Raw genomic sequence first — 21,803 nt, 5'->3', positions numbered from 1 at the left:
CTCGCCTGGCTTTGCGGCCCCCCATCCCAGCCTTCCCCACCGCAAGCGGGGGGCAGGAGAAGGGCGGAGCGCTTGATGAGGCGGGACAGCATCCTCATGCGACCTTACGCTCCGGCTGCACTGCCGGCCCGACCATCTTGGTGTCGACCTTGTTCTCGACCAGGAAGTCGCGCATCGCGCCGTAGACGCGGGCATAGGTCGCGTTGAACCTGTCGAACAGCGACTGGTCCCAGTACTCTTCCAGCCTGAAATCCTTGCCGGAGAACACGTCGAAGCTCGGGATCTTGAAGGTCTCGGCGAATTCGACGGTGCGGCTGTCATAGGTGAAGTAGATCGACGGCGTGCCGTTGGCGAGCGCCATCAGATTGCCGTGCAGCCGGTAGCCGAGCACGAGGTCGAGCCTGCGCACGAGCTGCTCGTATTCAGCGACGACGTCCGAATAGAACATGCGGCTGCGGTAGAGCGCCTCCATCTCGGCATCGAGATACCATTCATTGGCCCAGCCGTTTTCACGGAGCGCCGCGATCGCCTCTTCCTTCTGCTGGGCCGTGCCGAGCGCGAGCTTCTTCTCCTCGATCTCGCCCTGCGCCATCAGCGTGGTGTCGAAGCGCCCCGCCAGCGATTTCACCAGATCGCGATGGAAGGTGAGGTAGCGCTGAATGTCCTGCGCATAGGTCGGCGAGACTTCGCGCCGCAGCGTGACGCCGACCTTCCTGACCGTGTCGAGGGCGGGCAGGCGGATCGCGAGGTTGGGGTTGTTGGCGCGGAAGGCCGTCGGGCAGCCGATGATGCGGACATTCTTGATGCCGATCTCGTTCAGGATCTCGGCGGAGTAGACGCCGCGCACGCCAATCGAGGCGGTCGAATCCGCCATCAGCCGGAGCACCGTCTTGGTGTCCTCGCTGAGCTCGAGCTTGCCGCTGACGGGCGCCTGCGCGCCGATGCCGAAGGCGATGACAGGAATCTTAAGCCGGCGCAGAACTTGAACGGCCTGCTCCCATTCCATCTGCGAATGGACGTAGTTCGAGCCGCGCAGGAAGACGTAGTCATACTCCGCGTTCAGCCGGTCGATCATCGCCATGTCCGGATTGGCGATGGGCAGGACGTCGAGCTTCTCGAAATTCAGCAGCTTGAGCGAAGAGTCGAAAACGAAGGCGTCGCCGATATTGTGGTAGTGATCCATATGGCTGGCGAGGTTCGCGTGGTCGTACCAGCGCACATTGTCGTGGTCGTAGACCTCCCCGGATGGGCTCAGGACGAGGATGCGGGCCATGGCGTTGTTTCCCCTGGTTTTCGCGTTGGTTTCTTGTTGCATCAGGCGATCATCGGCGTCGCCGTGCGGCTGGCGGGCATCGGCATGCCCCGCTGCTCGATCAGGCGCTGGTAGAGCTGGATATGCTGGGCGGCGCATTGCACATGGTTGAGCGGCGGCGTGATCCCTGAGCGCAGCCGCGACCACAGATCGGGTTCGCTCAGGGCCCGCGTCATGCAGTCGACCAGGTCCTCGGGGCTCGACGAGCGGAAATGCAGCCCGTTGACCTCATCGACGATCTTCTCGGCCATGCCGCCGATATTGCTCGAAAGGATGGGGCGGCCATGGAAGAAGGCCTCCTGGATCACGATCGGCGAATTTTCCCACCAGATCGAGGGCATCACCACCCAGTCGACCGAGCGCATCAGGTTCGGCATCTCGTGGTTCTGGAAGGCGCCGCAGAAGCGGACGCGGCGGCCCGCACTCTCGACCAGCTCGGCGAACTTCTTCTTGTAGGCCTCGGGCTGGCGATCGAGATTGCCGCCATAGACCAGCAGGATCGCATCCTCGCCCCAGACTGAATCGGGGATGCGTGTCACCGCGTCGATCAGCACGTCGGCGCCCTTATAGGGCGTCAGCTGGCCGAAATAGGCGAAGCGCGAGCGCCGCGAGGTCTTGTCGGGCAAGGGCCGGGGCGGGGCGGTCTCGGCGACGTCGATGCCGTTCTCGATCACGCTGAAGCGCTCAGGCGCCAGACCCCAGTCCTGATAGCGATCTGCCAGGAACTGGCTCGGCGACACGAAATGGTCGGCGAGGTTGAGCATGCCTTTGATGAAGGTCTCGCGCGCGAGGAAGCGGCCGGGCGAGATTTCCGGGAAACAGGCGTTGCAGTCGGTCGGCGAGGCCCGGTAGCAGAGCTTGAAGGCGCCGGTCTTCACCATCTGGCCGTGGTGGTGGCAGATGCTGAGATATTCGTGGAAGGTCACGACGATCAGCGCGTCGGGCAGCGTGTCGCGCACCGCAAACAGGCATTCGAGCCCGAGCCCGATGAAATGGTGGAAATGCACCACATCCGGCTTCAGATCGCGCAGCACGCGCACGAAATCGCGCTCGATCTCCTCGGTGTTGCGGTTCGAGAGCAGGAAGTGGTCGTATTCCTCGGCGTAGTACAACAGCTCGCCGCCGCGCTGGCGCAGGCTCATCAGGGCCGTGCCGGCATGGCGCGGCGTCGGGGCGCCAACACGCGCGAGGTAATGCGTGTCGATGCCCTCGGCCGCCTGCAGGCCCTTGTGCAGGTTGTAGGAGGCGATTTCGGCGCCGCCGAGAGACATCGTCGGATGCCCATGGGATACAACGAGTACGCGCATCATCACCCTCGCATGTTCGAAACGGCCAGCGACCAACGGCGATCGAAACTGGCGCGATCGGCGAGCTGGGCCAGAGAGACCAGATGAGGCCGCGCCATCTCGCCATCGTCGACGACATAGATTTCGACCTCCGGCACCCAGATCGACGGCGCACCGTTCATCCTGAGCTTCAGGCAGAGATCGAGGCCCTTCTCGGCCGTCGTGAAATAGTTGCGTGCAAAGCCGCCGGCTTCGATGAAGGCAGCGCGGGACAAAACGCAGCATTCGGTCGCTCCGGCCGCGACCTCCATCGGGCCGAGATTGCCGATCGCTTCAAGTGGATAGCCGACGAAGCGGTTGAAGACGCGCCGGCTCGCGCCTTCGCCCTCCATCCACGCACCGGCCCAGCGGATCGAATTATCCTCGAACAGCAGGGTCGGGCTCGCCACGCACTGGCCGCCGCGCGCCTTGAAGGCGCGTTCCAGCCGGCCGAGCCAGCCCGGCATCCGGATCTGCGCCGCGCCCGAGAGCATGGCTATGGTCTGGAAGCGACAGGCTCGCGCGCCGGCCTCCATTGCATCGCAGGCATCCTCGACCCCTTCGACGAGGGCCAGCCGCACGGCAAGCCCGTAGAAGCGCGCCAGCCGGCGCGCCTCGGCACCGATCCGGTCGAAGCTTTCCCCGGGGATCGCCAGCACGATCGGCACCGGGCGCACCTCGGGGTCTATCGCCAGCAGGGCGAAGAGCGAAGAGAGTTCGCGCTGGCGATGGTCGAGGCCGATCACCAGGCCAAGCGGCGCATCGGCTGTGAAGGCGCCGAGGTCGAAGGTCTCGATCACGCGCGGCGGGGCGATTTCGGCGGCCTGGAGTGCCGGCGCGATCTGGCGCTCGACTACCGTCGCGGCGGTCGAGGATTTCGGATCGAGCAGACCGAAGATGCGTTCGAGCGTCCGGCGCGGCTGGCCCCGTCCGGCTTCGAGCGGCAGGAAGGCTGGCCCCGAGCCTTCGATCTCGAATTCGAGATAGAGCGGCTGGCCGGGTTCGGGCGTCAGCTTCGGCGCGAAGACGATGAAGCCGTGGCTGTTGCGGCGCGCACCCAGCATATGTGAGAAGCGCGGGTCCTCGGCGAAGGCCGACGCCACGTCGGGGCGCGATACGCGCGTCCAGAGTCGGTCGATGACGCAGGACTGGGTGCCCGAGCGCAGCGTCACCGCGCTGACATGGCGGTCGGGATCGAACAGCCAGCCGATGATCAGCGTGCCGGAGCTCTCGACGATGGTCGCGTCGTCGATGCCGGCGCGCACGGGCGCATCGAGCAAGGCAACGGTGTCGCGGCCGTCGAAGCGCTGCGAGGCGCGCCGGAGCTTGTCGGTGGTCGCCTGCGGGGCGCTGCCCCTTTGCAGGCCGTCGCGCAGATGGCCGGGAACGGTGATCGGCTCGAGCAGGACATGGCGCTCATAGACGTCGAGCGCGCGCCAGCCGTCATTGGCGCGGAAGAACAGCCGCTCGATCTCGCTGGGGTGGCGGATCTCGCATTCTTCCAGCAGGCCGAAGAAGCCGCGCGCCCCGTCGCCCAGATCGTCGCGCTCGAAGGTGCCGGCTTCGAGCACGGCGAAGGACAGCCCGCTATGGGCGATCAGGAGCTTGGTCCGTCCTGCAGAGAAATTCGAGGTCCAGCCCTGGATGAAGACGCCGTCATCGAGCGGCCCCATCACCTCGACGAAGCCGCCGGGCTTGGCGATCGATTGCAGCAGCATCGCCGCGGCGCGCAGGCGGCGCGGGTTCGGCTTGCTCGCCAGCAGGATTTCCAGCAGGCCGTCGACCACGGTCGGGAAGGCCTGCCCGGCCTCCTCGGCGAGCGCTGCAAGGAAGGATTGCAAGGGCATCGGCTTCGGCGACAGGACGAGCCGCAGCGGCCGGCCGGGGCGGCCCAGCAGCAGGGCGCCGGAGCCGGCACGGTCCGTCGCCGGGGCAGGCGCCAGGCACAGGAAGCCGACGGCCGCGGCGGCCTCGGCCTGAGGCCGGCGCCAGGTCAGGGCCATCGTCTCGGCCTTGTTGCGCGGATTGCCGTCGACCGCGATCGGCACCTTGCCGGGCATGGCGTCGCAGACGCTCATGATCAGGATCGCGTTTTCGCCCAGCGGCGTCCAGGCGACTGTCGGCGCCGGGCTGATCTTCGTCTGATCGGGGATGATCACCTCGCTCATTTTCGTCACCGATGCACCAGCATCAGCGCCAGCGTCACGAAGGACAGCAGCGCTGCGAGGCCTGAGAGGGAGCCGAGGATGACGGTGACCTGCCGGAGCGGTCGCTGCGCTTCCTTCCTGATTGTGATCAGGCGTTCATCGAAACTGCGCAGCGTCGTGTCGAAACGCAGCTGGAAGACGTCGAGATCGGCGAGGTGCCGGGCAATGCGCTCCTCGCGCTCGTCGGTCGAGGCCGTGTCGCGCGGCGCGGCCTGCTCGGCCATGCGGGCCGACAGGGCGTCGAGCTTCTCGACCATGTCCTTCTGCGCGAGCTGGCCGCGCCGGTTCAGCGCGATCAGCGCCTCGACCCGGTCGAAGAAGCGCGCGAGCGGCACCGCGATGGCGGCCTCTGCGGCAAGTTCGGCCGGCGGCGGCAGCCTGAGTTCGAGCTCCGCTCCCGTGCTGGGGGACACGCCGACGATCGTCAGCCGGCCGCGCGCCGCAACGGTCTCGTCGTCGAGTTCCATCGAGAAGGCGTGGCGCCCGTCGCCGATGCCGTTGCGCCGCAGGTCGATGCGGCTCTGATCCGCCTGCGCCTCCATGGCGATGCGCCCGTCCAGCTTCAGCCGGATCGTCAGCCGTTCCTCGGGGCGGGCCTCGTCCCAGATCCAGCCATGCAGGCGGTTGCCGTCGAGCGCGTCGACGCGGCCATTCAGCCGCGCGGGCACGATATTGGGCAGCCGCTCGGTACCATCGGGTTCGCGCAATGTGGTCATGCCGCCTCCGCGAGTTTGAGTCTGTCGAAGAGCGCGAGATGCGCGCTGGCGCAGTCTGAAATCGTCGGCTGGGGCGCGATGCCCTCGACCAACCGTTCCCAGAGGCCCTTTTCCTCGATCGCGCGCCGCATCACGCGGGCGAGCTGCGTCGGGTCGCCGGGGCGGGCATGGAGCCCGTCGACGCCGTCGCGCACCATCTCGGCCATGCCGCCGATACCGCTGGCGATGACCGGCCGGCGGTGCTGGAACGCTTCCTGGATGACGAGCGGCGCGTTTTCCCACCAGATCGAGGGCATCACCACCCAGTCGACCTCCGCCATCAGCGCCGGCAGTTCCTCGCGCTGATAGGGGCCGCAATGGCTGACCGCCGCGCCGGCCGCGACCAGCGCCGTCTCGAAGGCGGCGACGAAGGCCTCGCTCTGGAACGGCGCGCCGCCATGGATGCGCAGCTCGAACCCGCGCAGGCCCGAAGCCTGCAGCAGCGTTGCGGCCTTGATTAGCTCGAGCACGCCCTTCCAGGGATTGACGTTGCCGAAATAGCCGAAGCTGGCGCGAGGCCCGCGCTTGGCCCGGTGCGGTACGGGCTCGCAGGCCGGGCGGGCATTCGCGATCACCTCGATCCGGTCGCCGGCGAGCCCCCAATCGACATAGCGCTGGCGCAGGAAATGGCTCGGCGCGACGAACTGGTCGACTGCGGCGAGATGCGTCTTCAGGAAGCGTTCGCGCAGCAGGAAGCGGTCGGCGCTGATCTCGGGGAAGCAACTGCGGCAGTTGGTGGGGGAGGCGCCCATGCAGCGTTGCTTGTCTGAGGGACGCGCCATCAGCCCGTCATTGTGGCAGATCGGGTAATAGTCGTGCAGCGTCATCACGATCTTGACCTGCGGCAGGAGGCGGCGCGCCAGCGTCAGGAACTCGGCGCCGATCAGCACGAGATGGTGGACATGGACCACGTCCGGCCGGAATTCCTGAAGCAGGCCGGCGAGATCCTGCAGCGTGCCGTAATGGTCGATCTGGCTCAGATAGAAGCGGTCGAAATGGCCGCTCCAGAGCAGGACGTCGCCATCCACCCCCGTCGCCTGCAGGGCCGTGCCCGGATGGGCCTCGCGATGGATCTGGTTGGTCGCGCCCAGAAACAGGACCTCGCAACCCTCGGCGCGGTAGCCGGCGGCAAGGTCATGGGCCAGAATCTCGGTCCCGCCCGGATGCAGGTCCGGGTGGTTGTGCGCGACGACGAGGATGCGGCGCGTCATCGGCCGTTCTCCGGTTTGGTGGCGATCAGCAGGTCCTGGTAGTGCGGCGCGTTGATGCCGCGCCAATGCCCGCGCCCAAGGCTCTCGACGAGCAGCCCGGCGCCTTGCGTCTGCGACAGCAGGAACTCTTCCTCGATGCCGGCAGCCGCGAGCGGGGCTTCCTCGATGGCATACCAGCCCGGCCCTTCGCGCCAGCGTTTGAACTTCAGGCGTTCCTGTCCGGTCGGCTCGCCGGTGATGGTGAAGGCTGTGAGAAACAGTCGTCCTCCCGGCGCGAGCAGGCGCGATGCCTCGTTGAGATAGACGGTGAGCTCCTCGGGCGGCAGATGGGTCGCAACCGAGATCATCGTGATGAAGTCGAAGCTCTGGTTGGGAAAGCCGAACTGCACCTCCGTGCCCGGCAGCGAGCCCTGCGGATTGTAGAGCGGGTGGGCGATGTCGAGCCGCTGGAAGCGGAAGCGCGGATAGACCGGCGTGATCGTCTGGGCGCACCAGAGGATGCCGTCCATCACGGGATCGACGCCGTCATAGCTGCCGCGCGCAGGGTCGAGATATTGCGTCAGCGGCACCGCCATCCGGCCGATGCCGCAGCCGATGTCGAACACTCGCTCAGTCGGCTTCAGCCGGCCGATCCGGACGAAATGACCGAGGAACTCCGCACCGATCGCGCGATAATCTCCATCGCCGACGAAGATGTTCTCGGCCGGCGGGTGCGGCATGAAACGGTTGGTCCGGACCTGATCGAGCAGCCAGTCGAGCTGTTGGCCGGGGTCGTTAGGGGGCGTGGGGAGACTGGGCTCGGCCGGTCGCAGCGCTAGTGTCGCCGTCATGCAGCGGTTGCCCTCCTGAGGACCGTATGGGTGAGGGTTTCGGGTTCGCGGGTCGCAACGGCCGCCTTGCGCGGCAGCGCGGCGCCCTCGTTCATCAGCGCCTCGATCTCGCCGTTCCAGCGCTTGGTCTGCAGCCAGGCATTATGCTGCGAGGCGACACCGCGGGTGTAGTCGAGGCTTTTCGAGATCGACTGGCGTTCGAGATGGTAGAGCGAGACGCCAGGCACGTATTTGATGCCGAAGCCGGCCTGCCTGATCTTCAGGCAGAGGTCGCTATCCTCGTAATCGCCGATGACATAGCGCTCGTCGAAGCCGCCGATCTCCTTGAAGAGCGCGCGCGGCAGCACGATGCAGGCGCCGGTGACGCCGGGCACCAGCCGCTCGACATTGGCGGGCTTGTAGTTGCCGGGCATGCCCTTGAAATAGTGGTGGTTGAGCCAGCAGCCATTGCGGTCGCGCTTGAAGAACAGGCCGGCATGCTGCAGCGAGCCGTCGTCATAGAGCAGCTTGGGACCCACGGCGCCGACGCGGCCGCGCCGGTCGAGCTTGCGCACAAGCGCGGGCAGCCAGCCGGGTTCCGCTGGAATGATGTCCGAATTCACCAGCGCCAGCGTGTCGCCGCGCGCCGCTTCCGCGCCGGCATTGCAAGCCGCCGAGAAGCCGCCATTGCGCCCCATCACCACCAACTGGATCGGCAGCCCATAAGCGAGATGCAGCCCGCCGAGGAGATGGGCGACCTCGGCCTCGTGCTCGGGAGAATCGAGCACATAGATCAGCTCGGCCTTCTCCACGAACCAGGGATCGCTCGCGAAGGCCGAGACCTGGACACGCAGGAATTCATAGACCCGGTAGAGCGGGATCACGACGGAGACGGCCGGTCGCTCCGGCTGCGTGCCGATCGGCCTTAGCCGCGGGTCGGGCAGGCTTGCGCGCAGCTCGCTCTGGCAGGCGGCGAGCATCGGCGCGAGGCTGCGCTCCAGAATGTCGGCCGTGAGATGCTGCGGCGGGATCGACGCCAGTGCGCGGGCGCGGATCGTCGCCGCGTCGGCCGGCTGGGGGCTCGGGCGCAGGAAGATCGACGTGCCTGATTTGAACTTCAGTTCGCAGCGCGGCTGCAGGACGGGCGCTCCCGATGCGTAGCCGGGGACGAGGCTGAGAAAGCCCATCGCCGCCTTGTGCTCGCCGCCATCCTCGGCCGCCAGCAGGGCCGGAAAACGCTCGGTGCGGTCGAGGATCGGGGTCGGCTCGCCCTCGCCGTGATGAACCAGGATCTGTTCGAGCAGCCCGTCGGGGTCGCGATACCAGCCACCCAGCAGCAGCCCGGCGGAATTGCAGATCGCCAGATCGAGTTCGGCCGAAGGCAGGTCGTCGCGGCGCCGCACGCTCTGGACGGGCAGGGGCAGCCGCCGCTGCATCTCTATGGCGAGCAGGCGCCCCTGTTCGGAAAGCCCCGCCAACTGCTCGACGAGCCAGCTGCGCAGATCGTCGCGTTCGCTTGCCTTGCTGGCCCACCAGCGCGCAAGCGTCGGCGTTGCCGTGCGCTCCGGCATGGCGCGCACGATCAGCCCGATATCGGTCTGCAGGACGAGCAGCCCCGCGCCGCGCGGTTGCGGTTCGTCGAGAATGAGGTGAAGCGAGCGCCGGCTGCTCCGGTCGGGTTTGCCCAGCCTTGGGCGCGAGGCGATGCGGGCGAGGCCGGCTTGGCCGAGCCAATAGGCCGCCTTGATCGTGGCGAGGCGCCCGGGCAGCGACGACTCGAGCAGAATCCGTCCCTCGGGCAGGGCCGCGACCGGCAGGGCCGGAGCTGGCTTGCGCGACAAAGCGAGCAGGAATTGGCGCAGAAAGGTGAGATAGGCGGTGGTTTCACGCAGGCCGAACAGGGTCGGCCAGGTGCCGATCAGCGCGTTCGCCAGCGCGAGCCGGGACGACGAGGTCAGGTCCCGCACGATCTCGGCTGCATCGGCCATCGCGTGCACGAATTCGGGGTCGAATATGGCGGTCTGGTCCGGGCCGAGATTGCCGCCCGACAGGGTCGCAGTGATCTCGTCATGGCCGGCATGCCGAAAAGCGGAAATGATGCGGGTGCGTCCGTCGCTCAGGCCAAGCGTCAGCGACGCCGACGAGGCCCGCCGTTCCCCGCTCGCGAGCGAGACCATCTGCCTGTCTGCGAGCGGCCCGTCGACGGTCCAGCTCAACAGGAACACCGAACCGCAAACGCGCAGCAGGTCCGGATTGGACGCATGATCGCCAGCCATCTGGGCTGGTGTGATTGTCAGCATGGCGCAACTTCCGACTCAAGGGGGATGCGACGCCGGCGGGAGGGCCGGCGTCGCAAAGGTCGTCAGGCGACGGTGAAGTAGGAGTTCGGGTCGCTCTGGATGTCCTCGGCGGTGACGCCGACAACCGTGATCGTGTCGCCATGGCCGAGGTCGATCACGGCATTGCCGCCGACCGTGGTGGCGCGTGCGGCGACGTCGTCGGCCGAGGCCACGCCGGTGCCGTTGATGTCGGAGGCGATCTGCATCATGTCCGAGCCGGCATCGAAATCGAGCACGAGATCGTTGCCGCCGCCGCCATGGAAGACGAAGACGTCGTTGCCGGCACCGCCAGCGAGGATGTCGTTGCCTTGTCCGCCGAAGAGCACGTCGTCACCGGCGCCGCCCTGGAGGATGTCGTCGCCACGGCCGCCCGTGAGGACATCGTTGCCGTCGCCGCCCTGCAGCACGTCGTTGCCGTTGCCGCCCTCGAGGATGTCGTTGCCGGCCCCACCTTGCAGGATGTCGTTGCCATTGCCGCCCTGAAGGACGTCGTCGCCGGCCCCACCCTGCAGGGTATCGTCGCCGTTCCCTCCGAGCAGGACGTCATTCCCTGCGCCGCCGGACAGGATATCGTCTCCATTGTCGCCGGAGAGGACGTCGTCGCCCTCGCCGCCGAAGAGCGAGTCATGGCCTGCGCCGCCGAAGAGCACGTCGTTGCCCTCGCCGCCGAAGATCGAATCGTCACCCTCGTCGCCGAAGAGCAGGTCGCTGCCGTCTTCGCCGTAGATCGTATCGGCTCCATGGCCGCCCTTGACGAAATCGTCGCCGGCGCCTGCGTGAACCACGTCACTGAAACGACTGCCGATCAAGAAGTCGTCGAATGCACTGCCTTCGATTGTGGCCATTGTCACCTCCTAGGCGATCTGGATGCGCCCGCGGGCCGGCGATCTCGCCATCACCCGACAATGGGCGCCGTTCCGGTGACAGACAGCAAAGGTCCGTCACCGCTCGACGTCTACGAGAGTAGCTAATATGTGCACCGCAGCAAGCTATTTATTGTGACCATTTTGCGATGCAGCAAGCTTTAAATTATATACATCCATATTACGAGTTTGGTTTGGCTGCGATATACTTCTAAATTCGAAATATACGGTCAGGCGACATTCAAATTTCTAATTCTTACGATTTTATCAATACTTAAATATCCGGTGAATCTGGTTCATTTTTCTCTGAAAGCCCGGTTGAAGCTCTCGGTGAACGGCTGCAACAGGTAGTCCACGGCCCGGCGCGAACCGTTGACGATGAGCACCTCGGCTGCCAGCCCGGCATGTAGGGTGATCTTGTTTTCGGCCAGGCTCTCGGGCGTGATTTCAGCGCGCACGATGAAATAGGGCACGCCGGTTTTCTCGTCGACGAGCTGGTCGGCCGCCACATATGTGACCTTGGCGAGCAGCGGCGGCATCAGCCTTGCGTTGAAGGCGGTGAGCCTGATCCGGGTCTCGGCGCCGAGCTTGACGGAATCGATGTCGCGCGGGTCGATCTTGGCCTCGACGATCAGCGGCTCGCGTTCGGGGACGATGTCGAGGATAGGCTCGCCGGCGGCGATCGCGCTGCCAGCCGTGCGCATCCGGATATTGGCGACGATGCCCTCCTGGGGCGAAAGGACGACGAGACGGCGCAGCACATCCTCGGCCTGGACGATGCGCTCCACCACCTCCGACAGCAGCAACTGGCTGTCCTGCAGGTCCTTGGCGACTTCGCCCTGACGTTCGAGGCTGATCGAGATGATCTCGAGATTGGCTCCTGCGACGGCCTGTTCCGCTTTGGCCTTGCGGGCGGCGGCCTCGCCGGCGCGGCCTGCAAGCTCGCTCTGCTTGGTCTGAAGCTCGACGAGCTGGGTGCGCTTGGCGTAGCGCTTCTCGTAGAGGTCGGCGACCGTGCGGACCTCCTCGTCGATAAGGCTGCGCTGGAACTTCGTCGCCTCGATTTGGGCCTGCAGCGCCTCAGTCTCGGCCTGGTGCTGCTCGATGACGCGCTTCTGGATGCTGATGCGCCCCTCATAGACCTGCATGCGGGCCTGGAAGAGCTTGCGCTCGGCCGTGATGACCACATTCGAAATCGGCGTTCCCGCCATTTCCAGGCTGTCGGGGAATTCGATCTCTTTGGCGTTGTTCTGCTCTGCCCGGAGCCGCGCGAGCTTCGCCTCCAGGCCGACGCGCTTGCCATGGAGCTGCTGGAGTTCGGCGCGGGCGCGTGCGTCCTCCAGCCGCAGCAGGGGCTCGTCCTTGGTGACGCGGTCGCCTTCGAGCTTCAGCAGCATCTTCAGGATGCCGCCTTCGAGATGGCTGACCGTCTTGCGCTTGCTGTCGACCACGACGGTGCCGGTGGCGACGGCCGCATTGTCGAGCTTTGCCGTCATCGCCCAGGCACCGAAGGCACCAAAGCCGATCGCGATCGAGCCGACGCCGGCCAGAACCAGATTGCGCAGCGATGGCATGCGCTCTTCGGGTTCGTCCGTGGGAGTGACGGGCACCAGCGCACGGTTAGAGCGCAAGACGGGAATCTTGCTCATGCCGTCACCTCGCGAGGCTTGGGAGCCTGATCCTGGCGCTTGTTCGGCTCGATCTCGACGAGGCCGCCGGGCGTGATCATGCCGGCAATGGCCGAACGGGGCCCGAACTGGGCGATTCGGCCTTCGCGCAGCACCAGGATCTTGTCGACGACCTGCATGATCGACGGGCGATGCGCGATCAGCACGACCATAGCGCCGCTGTCGCGCGCGGCATTGACGGCGCGGACCAGGCTCTGTTCGCCCTCGGCATCGAGATTGGAGTTGGGTTCGTCCAGCACCAGGAGCCGCGGCAGGCCATACAGCGCCCGGGCCAGCCCGATCCGCTGGCGCTGGCCGCCCGAAAGCTTGAAATCGCCGTCATTGACGTTCGTGTCGTAGCCGAGCGGCATCCGCCCGATCAGCTCGTGGACGCCGGCGATGCGCGATGCTTCGAGGATCGCCTGCGGGTCGGGCGTGCGCATGCGGGCGATGTTTTCGGCGATGGTGCCGTTCAGAAGCGATACCGATTGCGGGAGGTAGCCGACCATGGCGCCGAAGGAGGCGCGCTCCCAGAGATAGACGTTGTGGCCGTCGAGATAGACGCCGCCGACATTGGGCTTGAGCACGCCGACCAGCAGGCGCGCCAGTGTCGACTTGCCGGCGCCCGAGGGGCCGACGATGCCGAGCACTTCGCCCGGCGCAAGCGAGAACGAGATGCCCTTGATCACGGTCTGCTCGGAGCCCGACGGCGCGAAGACGACGCGGTCGATCACGAGATCGCCTTCGGTCGGGGGAGTTTCTGTGGTCTGGCGCAGCGACGAGCGCAGCAGCAGGAGCTCGCGCACCCGCTTCCAGGCCGCCGCCGCCAGCACCCATTGCCGCCAGTCGGCGATCATCGAATCGAACGGAGCGAGCAGGCGTCCGAGCAGGATGCTCGCCGCCATCAAGGTGCCGACGGAGACCTCGTTCTTGATGATCAGCGTTGCGCCGGTGGCGTAGATCGCCAGCTGCATCGTCATGCGCGAGGTGCGGGTGAGGGCTGCGATGAACTTGCCCCGGCGGGTCCCGAGATCGAGATGTTCGATCATGGCGACCTGTCGGATGCGCCAGCGCTTGGCCAGCGCCGGGAGCATGCCCATGGCCTCGATCGTCTCGGCATGCCGCAGGCTGGCGCCGACATCGTTGATGCTGGCGACGCCCTCCTCATTGGCCTCCTTCAGCACGCGCCGGGTCAGGACATCCGAGAGCACGCCCAGCAGCAGCAGGACCAGCAGCGAGGCCGCGCCGACGAGCCCGTAGATCGGATGGAAGGCGAACAGGACCGCCAGGAAGATCGGCGACCACATCGCTTCCAGAGGGGTCGCGATCGCTGAGCTGGCGATGAAATAGCGGATGTCGTTGAGGTCGCGAATCGCCTGCGTCGCCTGCGCCGAGCCCTGCTCGAGCGAGGAGCTGACCGCGGCTTCCAGCGCCGGCAGATTGAGCCGGCGCGCGAACAGGCTCGCCATGGTCTGGAAAGTCAGCGAGCGGATGAATTCGACCACGCCATAGAGCGCGAGACCGCCAAAAGCGATCACCAGCAGCATGGTCAGCGTGTCGAAGCTGCGGCTGACGATGACGCGGTCCTGCACCTGAACCATGAACAGCGGCACGGTCAGCAGCAGGACGTTGACGCAGAAGCTCAGGAAGGCCGCGTAAGCGAGGCCGCCGGCAAAAGAGCGCTGCAATTCACGGATCAGACCATCGGGCGCCAGGGCTGCGACCTTCATTCAGAGCTCCGTCAAAGGCGAGGCGGGAGTGGCACGCGAGGCGCGGCATCACTTAAGGTAAGATAGTTAATGGTGATGGGGCTGTATTGGAAACATACCATCAAGTTGGTGTCGTTAGTGTGACATATAGATTGGGCAACACTGGCCCTTATCTTATGAGAATATGGCAGGATGATGCAATATTTTGAATTTTGAAACAGTTTTATACTTATCTCAAAATCGCTACAATTGTAGTTTTAACATTTGCCGTGTGGCATGTGCTTTGCGTACACGCTATTTAGCTCCAGAAGGAGTGTTGGACGGGCGGGGTGCCCATTTTCAAGTCAGGCGGAGCAGAGAATGCATTCGAAACCGCAATACGGCGCCCATTCCCTGGGCCCGGCCCTTAACGGCCATAATGGCCGGGCGGAAAAAAGGGTTGATTCGGGCAATGGAATTTCGAACGGAATTTCGCGACATTCGGTCACCCAGCTCGATCTGGCGCGCCTGATCGACCGGGTTCACAGGCGCTTTCTGGATTATCTGCGGCTGGAATTGACCCGGTTGGGCGTCGATGACGTCTCGCCGTCGCAGGTCATGGTGCTGCTGAATATCGGCACCGGGGAGATCGCGGTGCGCGACCTGCTCGACCGCGGCTACTATCTTGGCTCCAACGCCTCATACAATCTCAAGCAGCTGGTCGAGAGCGGCTATCTCGATCGCGGGGCCTCGCCGCGCGACCGTCGCCTGGCGCGAATCTCGCTGTCGACCAAGGGCCAACTGCTGTGCGAGCGGCTGAAGATGCTCGACGAGACCAACCAGTTCGGGCCGGGTCAGGATCTCGACCTCGAGCCGGAGATGCAGACCACCTACGACACATTGCGCCGCCTCGAACAATTGTGGAGCGACGCTCTGCGCTATGGAGGAGTTCTGCTGGCGTCATGCGCGTCCTATTCGTTCATCGTTCAGGATCTGGTCAATTCGCTCACCTGATCGGACGTCTCCTCGGCGAGGGCGCCGAGGTCACGCTCGTGACGGAGCATGTCGAGACGCAGCGTCCCGGCCTGCGCCAGATTCCCTACGCTGTCAGCGGCAGCGTGACGGCGAGCCCCAATCTCGCCGCGACGGATTATCATGTCCGCACCGGCGAGGCCGTGGCCGCCATCCTGAAGCGGCTGCATCGCGACGAACGGCCGGACGTCATCGTCGGGCATACCGGCTGGGGCGGGCTTCTCTTCGCCAAGGATGCGCTGCCCGACACCCCCGTGCTCGGCTATTGCGAGTATTATTATAACGGCCAGAACTCGGATCTCGATTTCGGCTCCGATGCCGGGGTGTCCGATTCGGAGCTGATGCGGCTGCGGATGCGCAACGCCGCGCAATTGCTGACGTTGCAGGCGGTCGACGCGGCCTATACGCCGACACGCTGGCAGCACCGGCAATATCCACAGAGCATTCGCGACCGCATCGCGATCTGCCATGACGGCATCGACACGCGGCTCTGTCGTCCCGATCCAGAGGCTGTGTTTGTCCTGCCGGACGGCCAATCGCTCCGCCGCAGCGACGAGGTGGTCACCTTCGTGGCACGCGATCTCGACCCCTATCGCGGCTATCCACAGTTTATCGCGGCCGCAGCACGGGTTGCGCAGGCGCGCCCCGACGCGCGCTTCGTCGTTGTCGGTGGCGATGGGGCGGGTTACGGCCGGCCGCGCCTGGACGGCCGGCCTTGGCGCGAGGTGATGACGCAGGAAGCGGGCCTCGGCGAACGACTTATCCACATCCCCTGGCTGGCGCATGACACCCTGCGCCGCCTGTTCCAGGTCTCGGCGGCACATGTCTATCTGACCGTGCCGTTCGTGCTCTCCTGGTCGTTGCTGGAGGCGATGGCCTGCGGCTGCCTGATCGTCGGCTCACGCACGCCGCCGGTGCAAGAGGTGATCGCCGATCGCCGCAACGGCCTGCTGGCGCCGTTCCATGACGAATCGGCTATCGCCGGCACGATCATCGAGGCGCTCGAACGGCAGGGCGAAGCCGAGGGCCTGCGCCGTGCCGCCCGCGCCACGGTGCAGGCGCGCTTCGAGCTCGAAACCTGCCTCGATCGCCAGATCGGCTTCATCGAGCGGCTCGCGGCGCAAAGCGATCACCACGCCGCGCAGGCAGCCTGGGTCGACGTCGCCTAGGAGGGGTCGGAAGCTTGGAGCCCTCATCAAGGGACCGCTACGCATCTGCTGCCGATGCTAGGAAACACGCCGTCATCCTGGGCGACCGCAGGTCGTCCCGGGATCCATCGGAGGGCCCAGTCATTGCAGAAATATGGCGCCTTACGATGGATCCCGGAGCTGCGCGGCTTCGCCGCTTGTCCAGGATGACGGAGTGTTTCCGATGCAAGCCTGTGCACTCAAGCCTGTGCATCCAAGCCTGTGCGTTCAAGCCTGCACGTTCAGGTGCAACCGCCCCTGATCACCTGATCGCGGCAGGTGATCGGGCCTGCGTTGATCGCCCTCAGTCGACGACGCGCACCGCGCCCTTGGCGGCGCTGCTGGCGTGGGCGGCATAGGCCCGCAGCGCCGTCGTGATCTTGCGCTTGCGCGGGGCGGCCGGCTTCCAGCCGTCCTTGCCCTTGGCGTCCATGGCGGCACGCCGGCGCGCCAACTCCTCGTCGCTGACCTGCAGCGAGATGCTGCGATTGGGGATGTCGATCGCGATGATATCGCCGCTCTCGACGAGGCCGATCGCGCCGCCCTCGGCGGCTTCCGGCGAGACATGGCCGATCGAGAGACCCGAAGAGCCGCCCGAGAAGCGCCCGTCGGTCACCAGCGCGCAGGCCTTTCCGAGGCCCTTCGATTTCAGATAGCTCGTCGGGTAGAGCATTTCCTGCATGCCCGGCCCGCCGCGCGGACCCTCATAGCGGATCAGCACGATCTCGCCGGCCTTGACCTTGTTGTTCAGGATGCCCTCGACTGCCGCGTCCTGGCTCTCGAAGATCACCGCTGCGCCGGAGAAGGTCAGGATCGAGGCATCGACGCCGGCCGTCTTCACGATGCAGCCGTCGAGCGCGATATTGCCGTAGAGCACGGCCAGCCCGCCATCCTGCGAATGCGCATGAGCCTTGTTGCGGATCACGCCGTTTTCGCGGTCGAGATCGAGTTCCTCGTAGCGGCGATCCTGGCTGAAGGCGACCTGAGTCGGCACGCCGCCTGGTGCTGCGCTGTAGAAGGAATGCACGCTTTCGCTCTTGCTGCGCACGATGTCCCAGCGCTCCAGCGCCTCGGCCAACGTCGTGCTGTGCACGGTCGGGAGATCTGTGTGGATAAGCCCGGCGCGGTCGAGTTCGCCCAGGATCGCCATGATGCCGCCGGCGCGGTGGACGTCCTCCATATGCACGTTGGCGACGGAAGGCGCGACCTTGCAGACCACGGGAACGCCGCGCGAGAGCCGGTCGATATCGGCCATGGTGAAGGGGATTTCGGCCTCATGCGCGGCAGCCAGCAGATGCAGCACGGTGTTGGTCGAGCCGCCCATGGCGATGTCGAGCGTCATCGCGTTCTCGAATGCCCGGAAGCTCGCGACATTGCGCGGCAGCACCGAGGCGTCATCCTGCTCGTAATAGCGCTTGGCGATATCGACGATCAGGTGGCCGGCCTCGACGAAGAGGCGCTTGCGATCGGCATGCGTCGCCAGCACCGAGCCGTTGCCCGGCAGCGCCAGGCCCAGCGCCTCGGTCAGGCAGTTCATCGAATTGGCGGTGAACATGCCCGAGCAGGAGCCGCAGGTCGGGCAGGCCGAGCGCTCGATCACGTCGACTTCGGCATCCGAGAGCGAGCTGTCGGCGGCGGCGACCATCGCATCGACGAGATCGACCTTCTTGAGCACGCCCTCGGCGATGTATTTGCCGGCCTCCATCGGCCCGCCCGAGACGAAGACGGTCGGGATATTCAGGCGCAAGGACGCCATCAGCATGCCCGGCGTGATCTTGTCGCAGTTGGAAATGCAGACCATCGCGTCGGCGCAATGCGCATTGACCATGTATTCGACGCTGTCGGCGATGATCTCGCGCGAGGGCAGGCTGTAGAGCATGCCGTCATGGCCCATGGCGATGCCGTCATCTACCGCGATGGTGTTGAATTCCTTGGCGACGCCGCCGGCCTTCTCGATCTCGCGGGCCACGAGCTGGCCGAGATCCTTGAGGTGGACATGGCCGGGCACGAACTGCGTGAAGGAGTTCACCACCGCGATGATCGGCTTGCCGAAATCGCTGTCCTTCATGCCGGTGGCGCGCCAGAGACCGCGGGCGCCGGCCATGTTGCGGCCATGGGTGGTTGTGCGCGAGCGATAGGCGGGCATGAGCAGGGTCCGTTGACGGTTTTGGGAATGTGAAGGGGTCGTCAAACCGCTGACGACACTTAAGATGCGTTCCAGTGTATTTTCCCGCCGTCGGACGGGATCGTCAACGCCGTAGAAAGCGCTATCGTTATGCGCCGCGAGATGCCCGGCTTTGGAAACGCGCAGCCCACGATCATGTCCCAGACGCCCATTGCCGCCGAGCCTGCCGTCTCTTCAGTCGAGGCCCAGCCTTCGGAGCCCCATCACGTCGTCGTCGTGGGCGCAGGGTTTGCCGGCCTTCAGATCGTCCTTGGCTTGAAACGCGCCGGGGTCAGGATCACCCTGATCGACCAGCGCAACCACCACCTCTTCCAGCCGCTGCTATATCAGGTGGCGACCACGATCCTCGCCACCTCCGAGATCGCGTGGCCGATACGCCGGCTGTTTCGCGATCGGCCGGATGTGACGACGCTGCTGGGCCAGGTCACGGGCATCGACCCGCAGGCGCGGCTGGTCCAGCTCGAAGGCGGTGGCTCGATCGGCTACGACACGCTGGTGCTGGCGACTGGCGCCCGGCACTCCTATTTCGGCCGCGACGAATGGGAGGAGGTCGCGCCGGGCTTGAAGACGCTCGAGGACGCGACGACGATCCGCCGCCGCATCCTGCTGGCCTTCGAGCATGCGGAGCGCGAGACCGATCCCGCCAAGCGGCAGGCCCTGCTGACCTTCGCGGTCATCGGCGCGGGGCCCACCGGCGTGGAACTCGCCGGCATCATCGCCGAACTCGCCAAGCAGACCCTGTGGCGCGAATTCCGCAATATCGACACACGTCAGGCCCGCATCCTGCTGATCGAGGCCGGGTCGCGCGTGCTGGCCGCCTTTCCCGAGGAGCTGTCGGACTACGCCAGGCGCGCGCTCGAAAAGCTCGGCGTGGAACTGCTCCTGGGCACGCCGGTCTCGGAATGCACGACTGAGGGGCTGACGATCGGCACGCAATTCGTCGCTTGCCGTACCATCGTCTGGGCTGCCGGCGTGGCGGCATCGCCCGCCGCCGCATGGCTCGCCACCGAGGCCGACCGCGCCGGCCGTGTCATGGTCGATGAGCATCTCAATGTGCCCGGAAATCCCGACATCTTCGTCGTCGGCGACACCGCTTCGGTCAAGATGGCGGACGGCAAGCCCGTGCCTGGCGTAGCTCCTGCCGCCAAGCAACAGGGCGCCTATGTCGCCCGGGTGATCAAGGCCCGCCTCGGCGGCAAGGCCCGATTCGGCGACAAGCCCGCGCCGCCACCGTTCCGCTATCGCAATCAGGGCAACCTCGCCACCATCGGCAAGCGGGCCGCAGTGGTCGATTTCGGCTGGATGCGCCTGCGAGGCGCCATCGCATGGTGGGTCTGGGGCATTGCCCACATCTTCTTCCTGATCGGAACCCGCAGCCGCGCCGCCGTCGCCTGGAGCTGGCTCTGGAGCTACATCTCAGGCCAGCACAGCGCCCGCCTGATCACCCAGGGACGCAAGACCGGCGACGGGCGAAAGGGCTGAGCGACAATGGCAAAGGGCCTGCGCAAGGGACTGACGAGCTATGGTGACGAGGGTTTCGCGCTGTTCCTGCGCAAGGCCTTCATCAAGGCGATGGGTTATTCCGACGATGCGCTGGATCGGCCGATCGTCGGCATCACCAACACCTGCAGCGACTACAACCCTTGCCACGGCAATGCCCCGGCCTTGATCGAGGCCGTCAAGCGCGGCGTCATGCTGTCTGGCGCCATGCCGATGGTGTTTCCCACCATCTCGATCCATGAAAGCTTCGCCCACCCGACCTCGATGTTCCTGCGCAACCTGATGGCGATGGACACCGAGGAGATGATCCGCGCCCAGCCGATGGACGCGATTGTCGTGATCGGCGGCTGCGACAAGACGCTGCCGGCGCAGATCATGGCGGCCGCCAGCGTCGACCTGCCCACGGTCGTGGTTCCCGTCGGGCCGATGGTCGTGGGCCATCACAAGGGCGAGGTGCTGGGCGCCTGCACGGATTGCCGGCGCTTGTGGAGTGCGCACCGCGCAGGCGAGATCGATGAGGCCGAGATCGAGACGGTCAACGGCCGCCTCGCGCCTTCGGTGGGCACCTGCATGGTGATGGGCACGGCCTCGACCATGGCCTGCATCACCGAAACGCTGGGCCTGTCGCTTCCGATGAGCGCGACGATTCCCGCGCCTCATGCCGAGCGCATCCGGCTGGCCGAGGCGAGCGGCGCGGCCGCTGCCCGCATGGCGGTCGATGGTGGCCCGCGCCCCAGCCAGTTGCTGACGCCGCGCGCCTTCCGCAATGCGACAGTGGTGATGCAGGCGATCGGCGGCTCGACCAACGGCATCATCCATCTCACCGCGATCGCCAACCGTACGCCGCATCGCTTCGATCTCGACATGCTCGACGAACTCGGCAGGCAAGTGCCGGTGCTCGTCGATCTCAAGCCGTCCGGCGCGCATTACATGGAGCATTTCCACCATGCCGGCGGCGTGCCCAGGCTACTGGCGCAGCTCGGCGATCTGATCGATCTCGATGCCGGCACCGTCACGGGGCGCACGCTGCGGGAGATCGTTGCCGAGGCCGAGGATGTGCCGGGGCAGGACGTGATCCGACCGCGCTCCGCGCCGATCAAGGCGGAAGGATCGATGGCGGTGCTCTACGGCAATCTCGCCCCGGGCGGGGCCATCATCAAGCAGGCGGCGGCCTCGGCCCGGTTGCTGCAGCATACCGGCCGCGCGGTCGTGTTCGATTCCGTCTCGGACATGGCAGCCCGCATCGACGATCCCGATCTCGACGTCGCCGCGGACGATGTCCTCGTCCTCCGCAATACCGGCCCGAAGGGGGCGCCGGGCATGCCCGAAGCCGGCTATCTGCCGATCCCCAAAAAGCTTGGTCGCCAGGGCGTCAAGGACATGGTGCGGATTTCCGACGCCCGCATGAGCGGCACGGCTTTCGGCACGATCGTGCTGCACATCACCCCGGAATCGGCGGTTGGCGGGCCGCTTGCGCTGGTCGAGAGCGGCGACATGATCCGCCTCGATCTCGCTGGCCGCCGCATCGACCTCCTGATCGACGACAGCGAATTCGCGCGCCGCCAATCCCTGCTGAAACCTTCGACCTCCGCGCCCATGCCCAGGCGCGGCTACGCCCGGCTGTTCCAGCAAACCGTGCTGCAAGCCGATGAAGGCTGCGATTTCGACTTCATGGTGCGCCCGCCCGATACGGACTGACCCAGCGCGCCCTGCGGCACAAAGC

At 66.0% G+C, this 21,803-nt stretch carries 15 protein-coding genes; 4 read left to right on the top strand and 11 right to left on the bottom strand.

What is annotated here, in order from left to right:
* Positions 1-94 precede the first annotated feature (94 nt).
* The 10 genes from C4S73_RS22235 to C4S73_RS22190 form a co-directional block, all read right to left on the bottom strand.
* Complete coding sequence (locus tag C4S73_RS22235) at positions 95-1,273, bottom strand: polysaccharide pyruvyl transferase family protein (protein ID WP_103874869.1); 1,179 nt, start codon at positions 1,271-1,273, stop codon at positions 95-97.
* Between the two features lie 41 nt (positions 1,274-1,314).
* Positions 1,315-2,619 (bottom strand): glycosyltransferase family 4 protein, encoded by a 1,305-nt coding sequence (locus C4S73_RS22230; protein WP_244595728.1) that lies wholly within the window; start codon positions 2,617-2,619, stop codon positions 1,315-1,317.
* Positions 2,620-2,621: 2 nt separating this feature from the next.
* The gene (locus C4S73_RS22225) at positions 2,622-4,805 is read right to left on the bottom strand and encodes a glycosyltransferase family 2 protein (protein ID WP_103874780.1); all 2,184 of its coding nucleotides are present in this window, start codon (positions 4,803-4,805) and stop codon (positions 2,622-2,624) included.
* Positions 4,806-4,810: 5 nt separating this feature from the next.
* Positions 4,811-5,560, bottom strand: coding sequence for a hypothetical protein (locus tag C4S73_RS22220; RefSeq protein WP_103874779.1), 750 nt, complete (start codon positions 5,558-5,560; stop codon positions 4,811-4,813).
* On the bottom strand, positions 5,557-6,810 hold the full coding sequence (locus C4S73_RS22215) for a glycosyltransferase family 4 protein (protein WP_103874778.1): 1,254 nt from the start codon (positions 6,808-6,810) through the stop codon (positions 5,557-5,559). The genes C4S73_RS22220 and C4S73_RS22215 overlap by 4 nt, the downstream gene beginning before the upstream one ends.
* Positions 6,807-7,640 carry a class I SAM-dependent methyltransferase gene (locus C4S73_RS22210; RefSeq protein WP_103874777.1) on the bottom strand — a complete coding sequence of 278 codons (834 nt, stop codon included), beginning with the start codon at positions 7,638-7,640 and terminating at the stop codon, positions 6,807-6,809. The genes C4S73_RS22215 and C4S73_RS22210 overlap by 4 nt, the downstream gene beginning before the upstream one ends.
* Positions 7,637-9,919 (bottom strand): glycosyltransferase, encoded by a 2,283-nt coding sequence (locus C4S73_RS22205; RefSeq protein ID WP_103874776.1) that lies wholly within the window; start codon positions 9,917-9,919, stop codon positions 7,637-7,639. The genes C4S73_RS22210 and C4S73_RS22205 overlap by 4 nt, the downstream gene beginning before the upstream one ends.
* 62 nt (positions 9,920-9,981) lie before the next feature.
* Positions 9,982-10,803, bottom strand: a complete 822-nt coding sequence (locus tag C4S73_RS22200; RefSeq protein ID WP_103874775.1) for a calcium-binding protein — start codon at positions 10,801-10,803, stop codon at positions 9,982-9,984.
* 314 nt (positions 10,804-11,117) lie between these two features.
* Positions 11,118-12,470, bottom strand: a complete 1,353-nt coding sequence (locus C4S73_RS22195; protein WP_103874774.1) for an HlyD family type I secretion periplasmic adaptor subunit — start codon at positions 12,468-12,470, stop codon at positions 11,118-11,120.
* Positions 12,467-14,218: a type I secretion system permease/ATPase gene (locus C4S73_RS22190; RefSeq protein WP_103874773.1), complete on the bottom strand. Its 1,752-nt coding sequence runs from the start codon at positions 14,216-14,218 to the stop codon at positions 12,467-12,469. The genes C4S73_RS22195 and C4S73_RS22190 overlap by 4 nt, the downstream gene beginning before the upstream one ends.
* Before the next feature lie 339 nt (positions 14,219-14,557).
* Between C4S73_RS22190 and C4S73_RS22185 the strand changes: the two genes are divergently transcribed.
* On the top strand, positions 14,558-15,190 hold the full coding sequence (locus C4S73_RS22185; RefSeq protein WP_103874772.1) for a MarR family transcriptional regulator: 633 nt from the start codon (positions 14,558-14,560) through the stop codon (positions 15,188-15,190).
* Positions 15,139-16,377, top strand: a complete 1,239-nt coding sequence (locus tag C4S73_RS22180; RefSeq protein WP_103874771.1) for a glycosyltransferase — start codon at positions 15,139-15,141, stop codon at positions 16,375-16,377. The genes C4S73_RS22185 and C4S73_RS22180 overlap by 52 nt, the downstream gene beginning before the upstream one ends.
* Positions 16,378-16,699: 322 nt before the next feature.
* On the opposite strand, the gene ilvD is transcribed toward C4S73_RS22180, so the two are convergent.
* Positions 16,700-18,541, bottom strand: coding sequence for a dihydroxy-acid dehydratase (gene ilvD, locus C4S73_RS22175; RefSeq protein ID WP_103874770.1), 1,842 nt, complete (start codon positions 18,539-18,541; stop codon positions 16,700-16,702).
* A 174-nt stretch (positions 18,542-18,715) separates the two neighbouring features.
* On the opposite strand from ilvD, the gene C4S73_RS22170 reads away from it, so the two are divergent.
* Both C4S73_RS22170 and C4S73_RS22165 read left to right on the top strand, forming a co-directional pair.
* Positions 18,716-20,062, top strand: a complete 1,347-nt coding sequence (locus C4S73_RS22170) for an NAD(P)/FAD-dependent oxidoreductase (RefSeq protein ID WP_103874868.1) — start codon at positions 18,716-18,718, stop codon at positions 20,060-20,062.
* A gap of 6 nt (positions 20,063-20,068) precedes the next feature.
* Positions 20,069-21,778: an IlvD/Edd family dehydratase gene (locus tag C4S73_RS22165; protein ID WP_103874769.1), complete on the top strand. Its 1,710-nt coding sequence runs from the start codon at positions 20,069-20,071 to the stop codon at positions 21,776-21,778.
* Positions 21,779-21,803 lie beyond the last annotated feature (25 nt).

This window comes from Allobosea lathyri (genome assembly GCF_900108245.1).
GTDB classification, from domain to species: domain Bacteria; phylum Pseudomonadota; class Alphaproteobacteria; order Rhizobiales; family Beijerinckiaceae; genus Allobosea; species Allobosea lathyri.
Note: the sequence above shows the minus strand (reverse complement) of the source record. Positions and strands in the feature narration are given on the sequence as shown.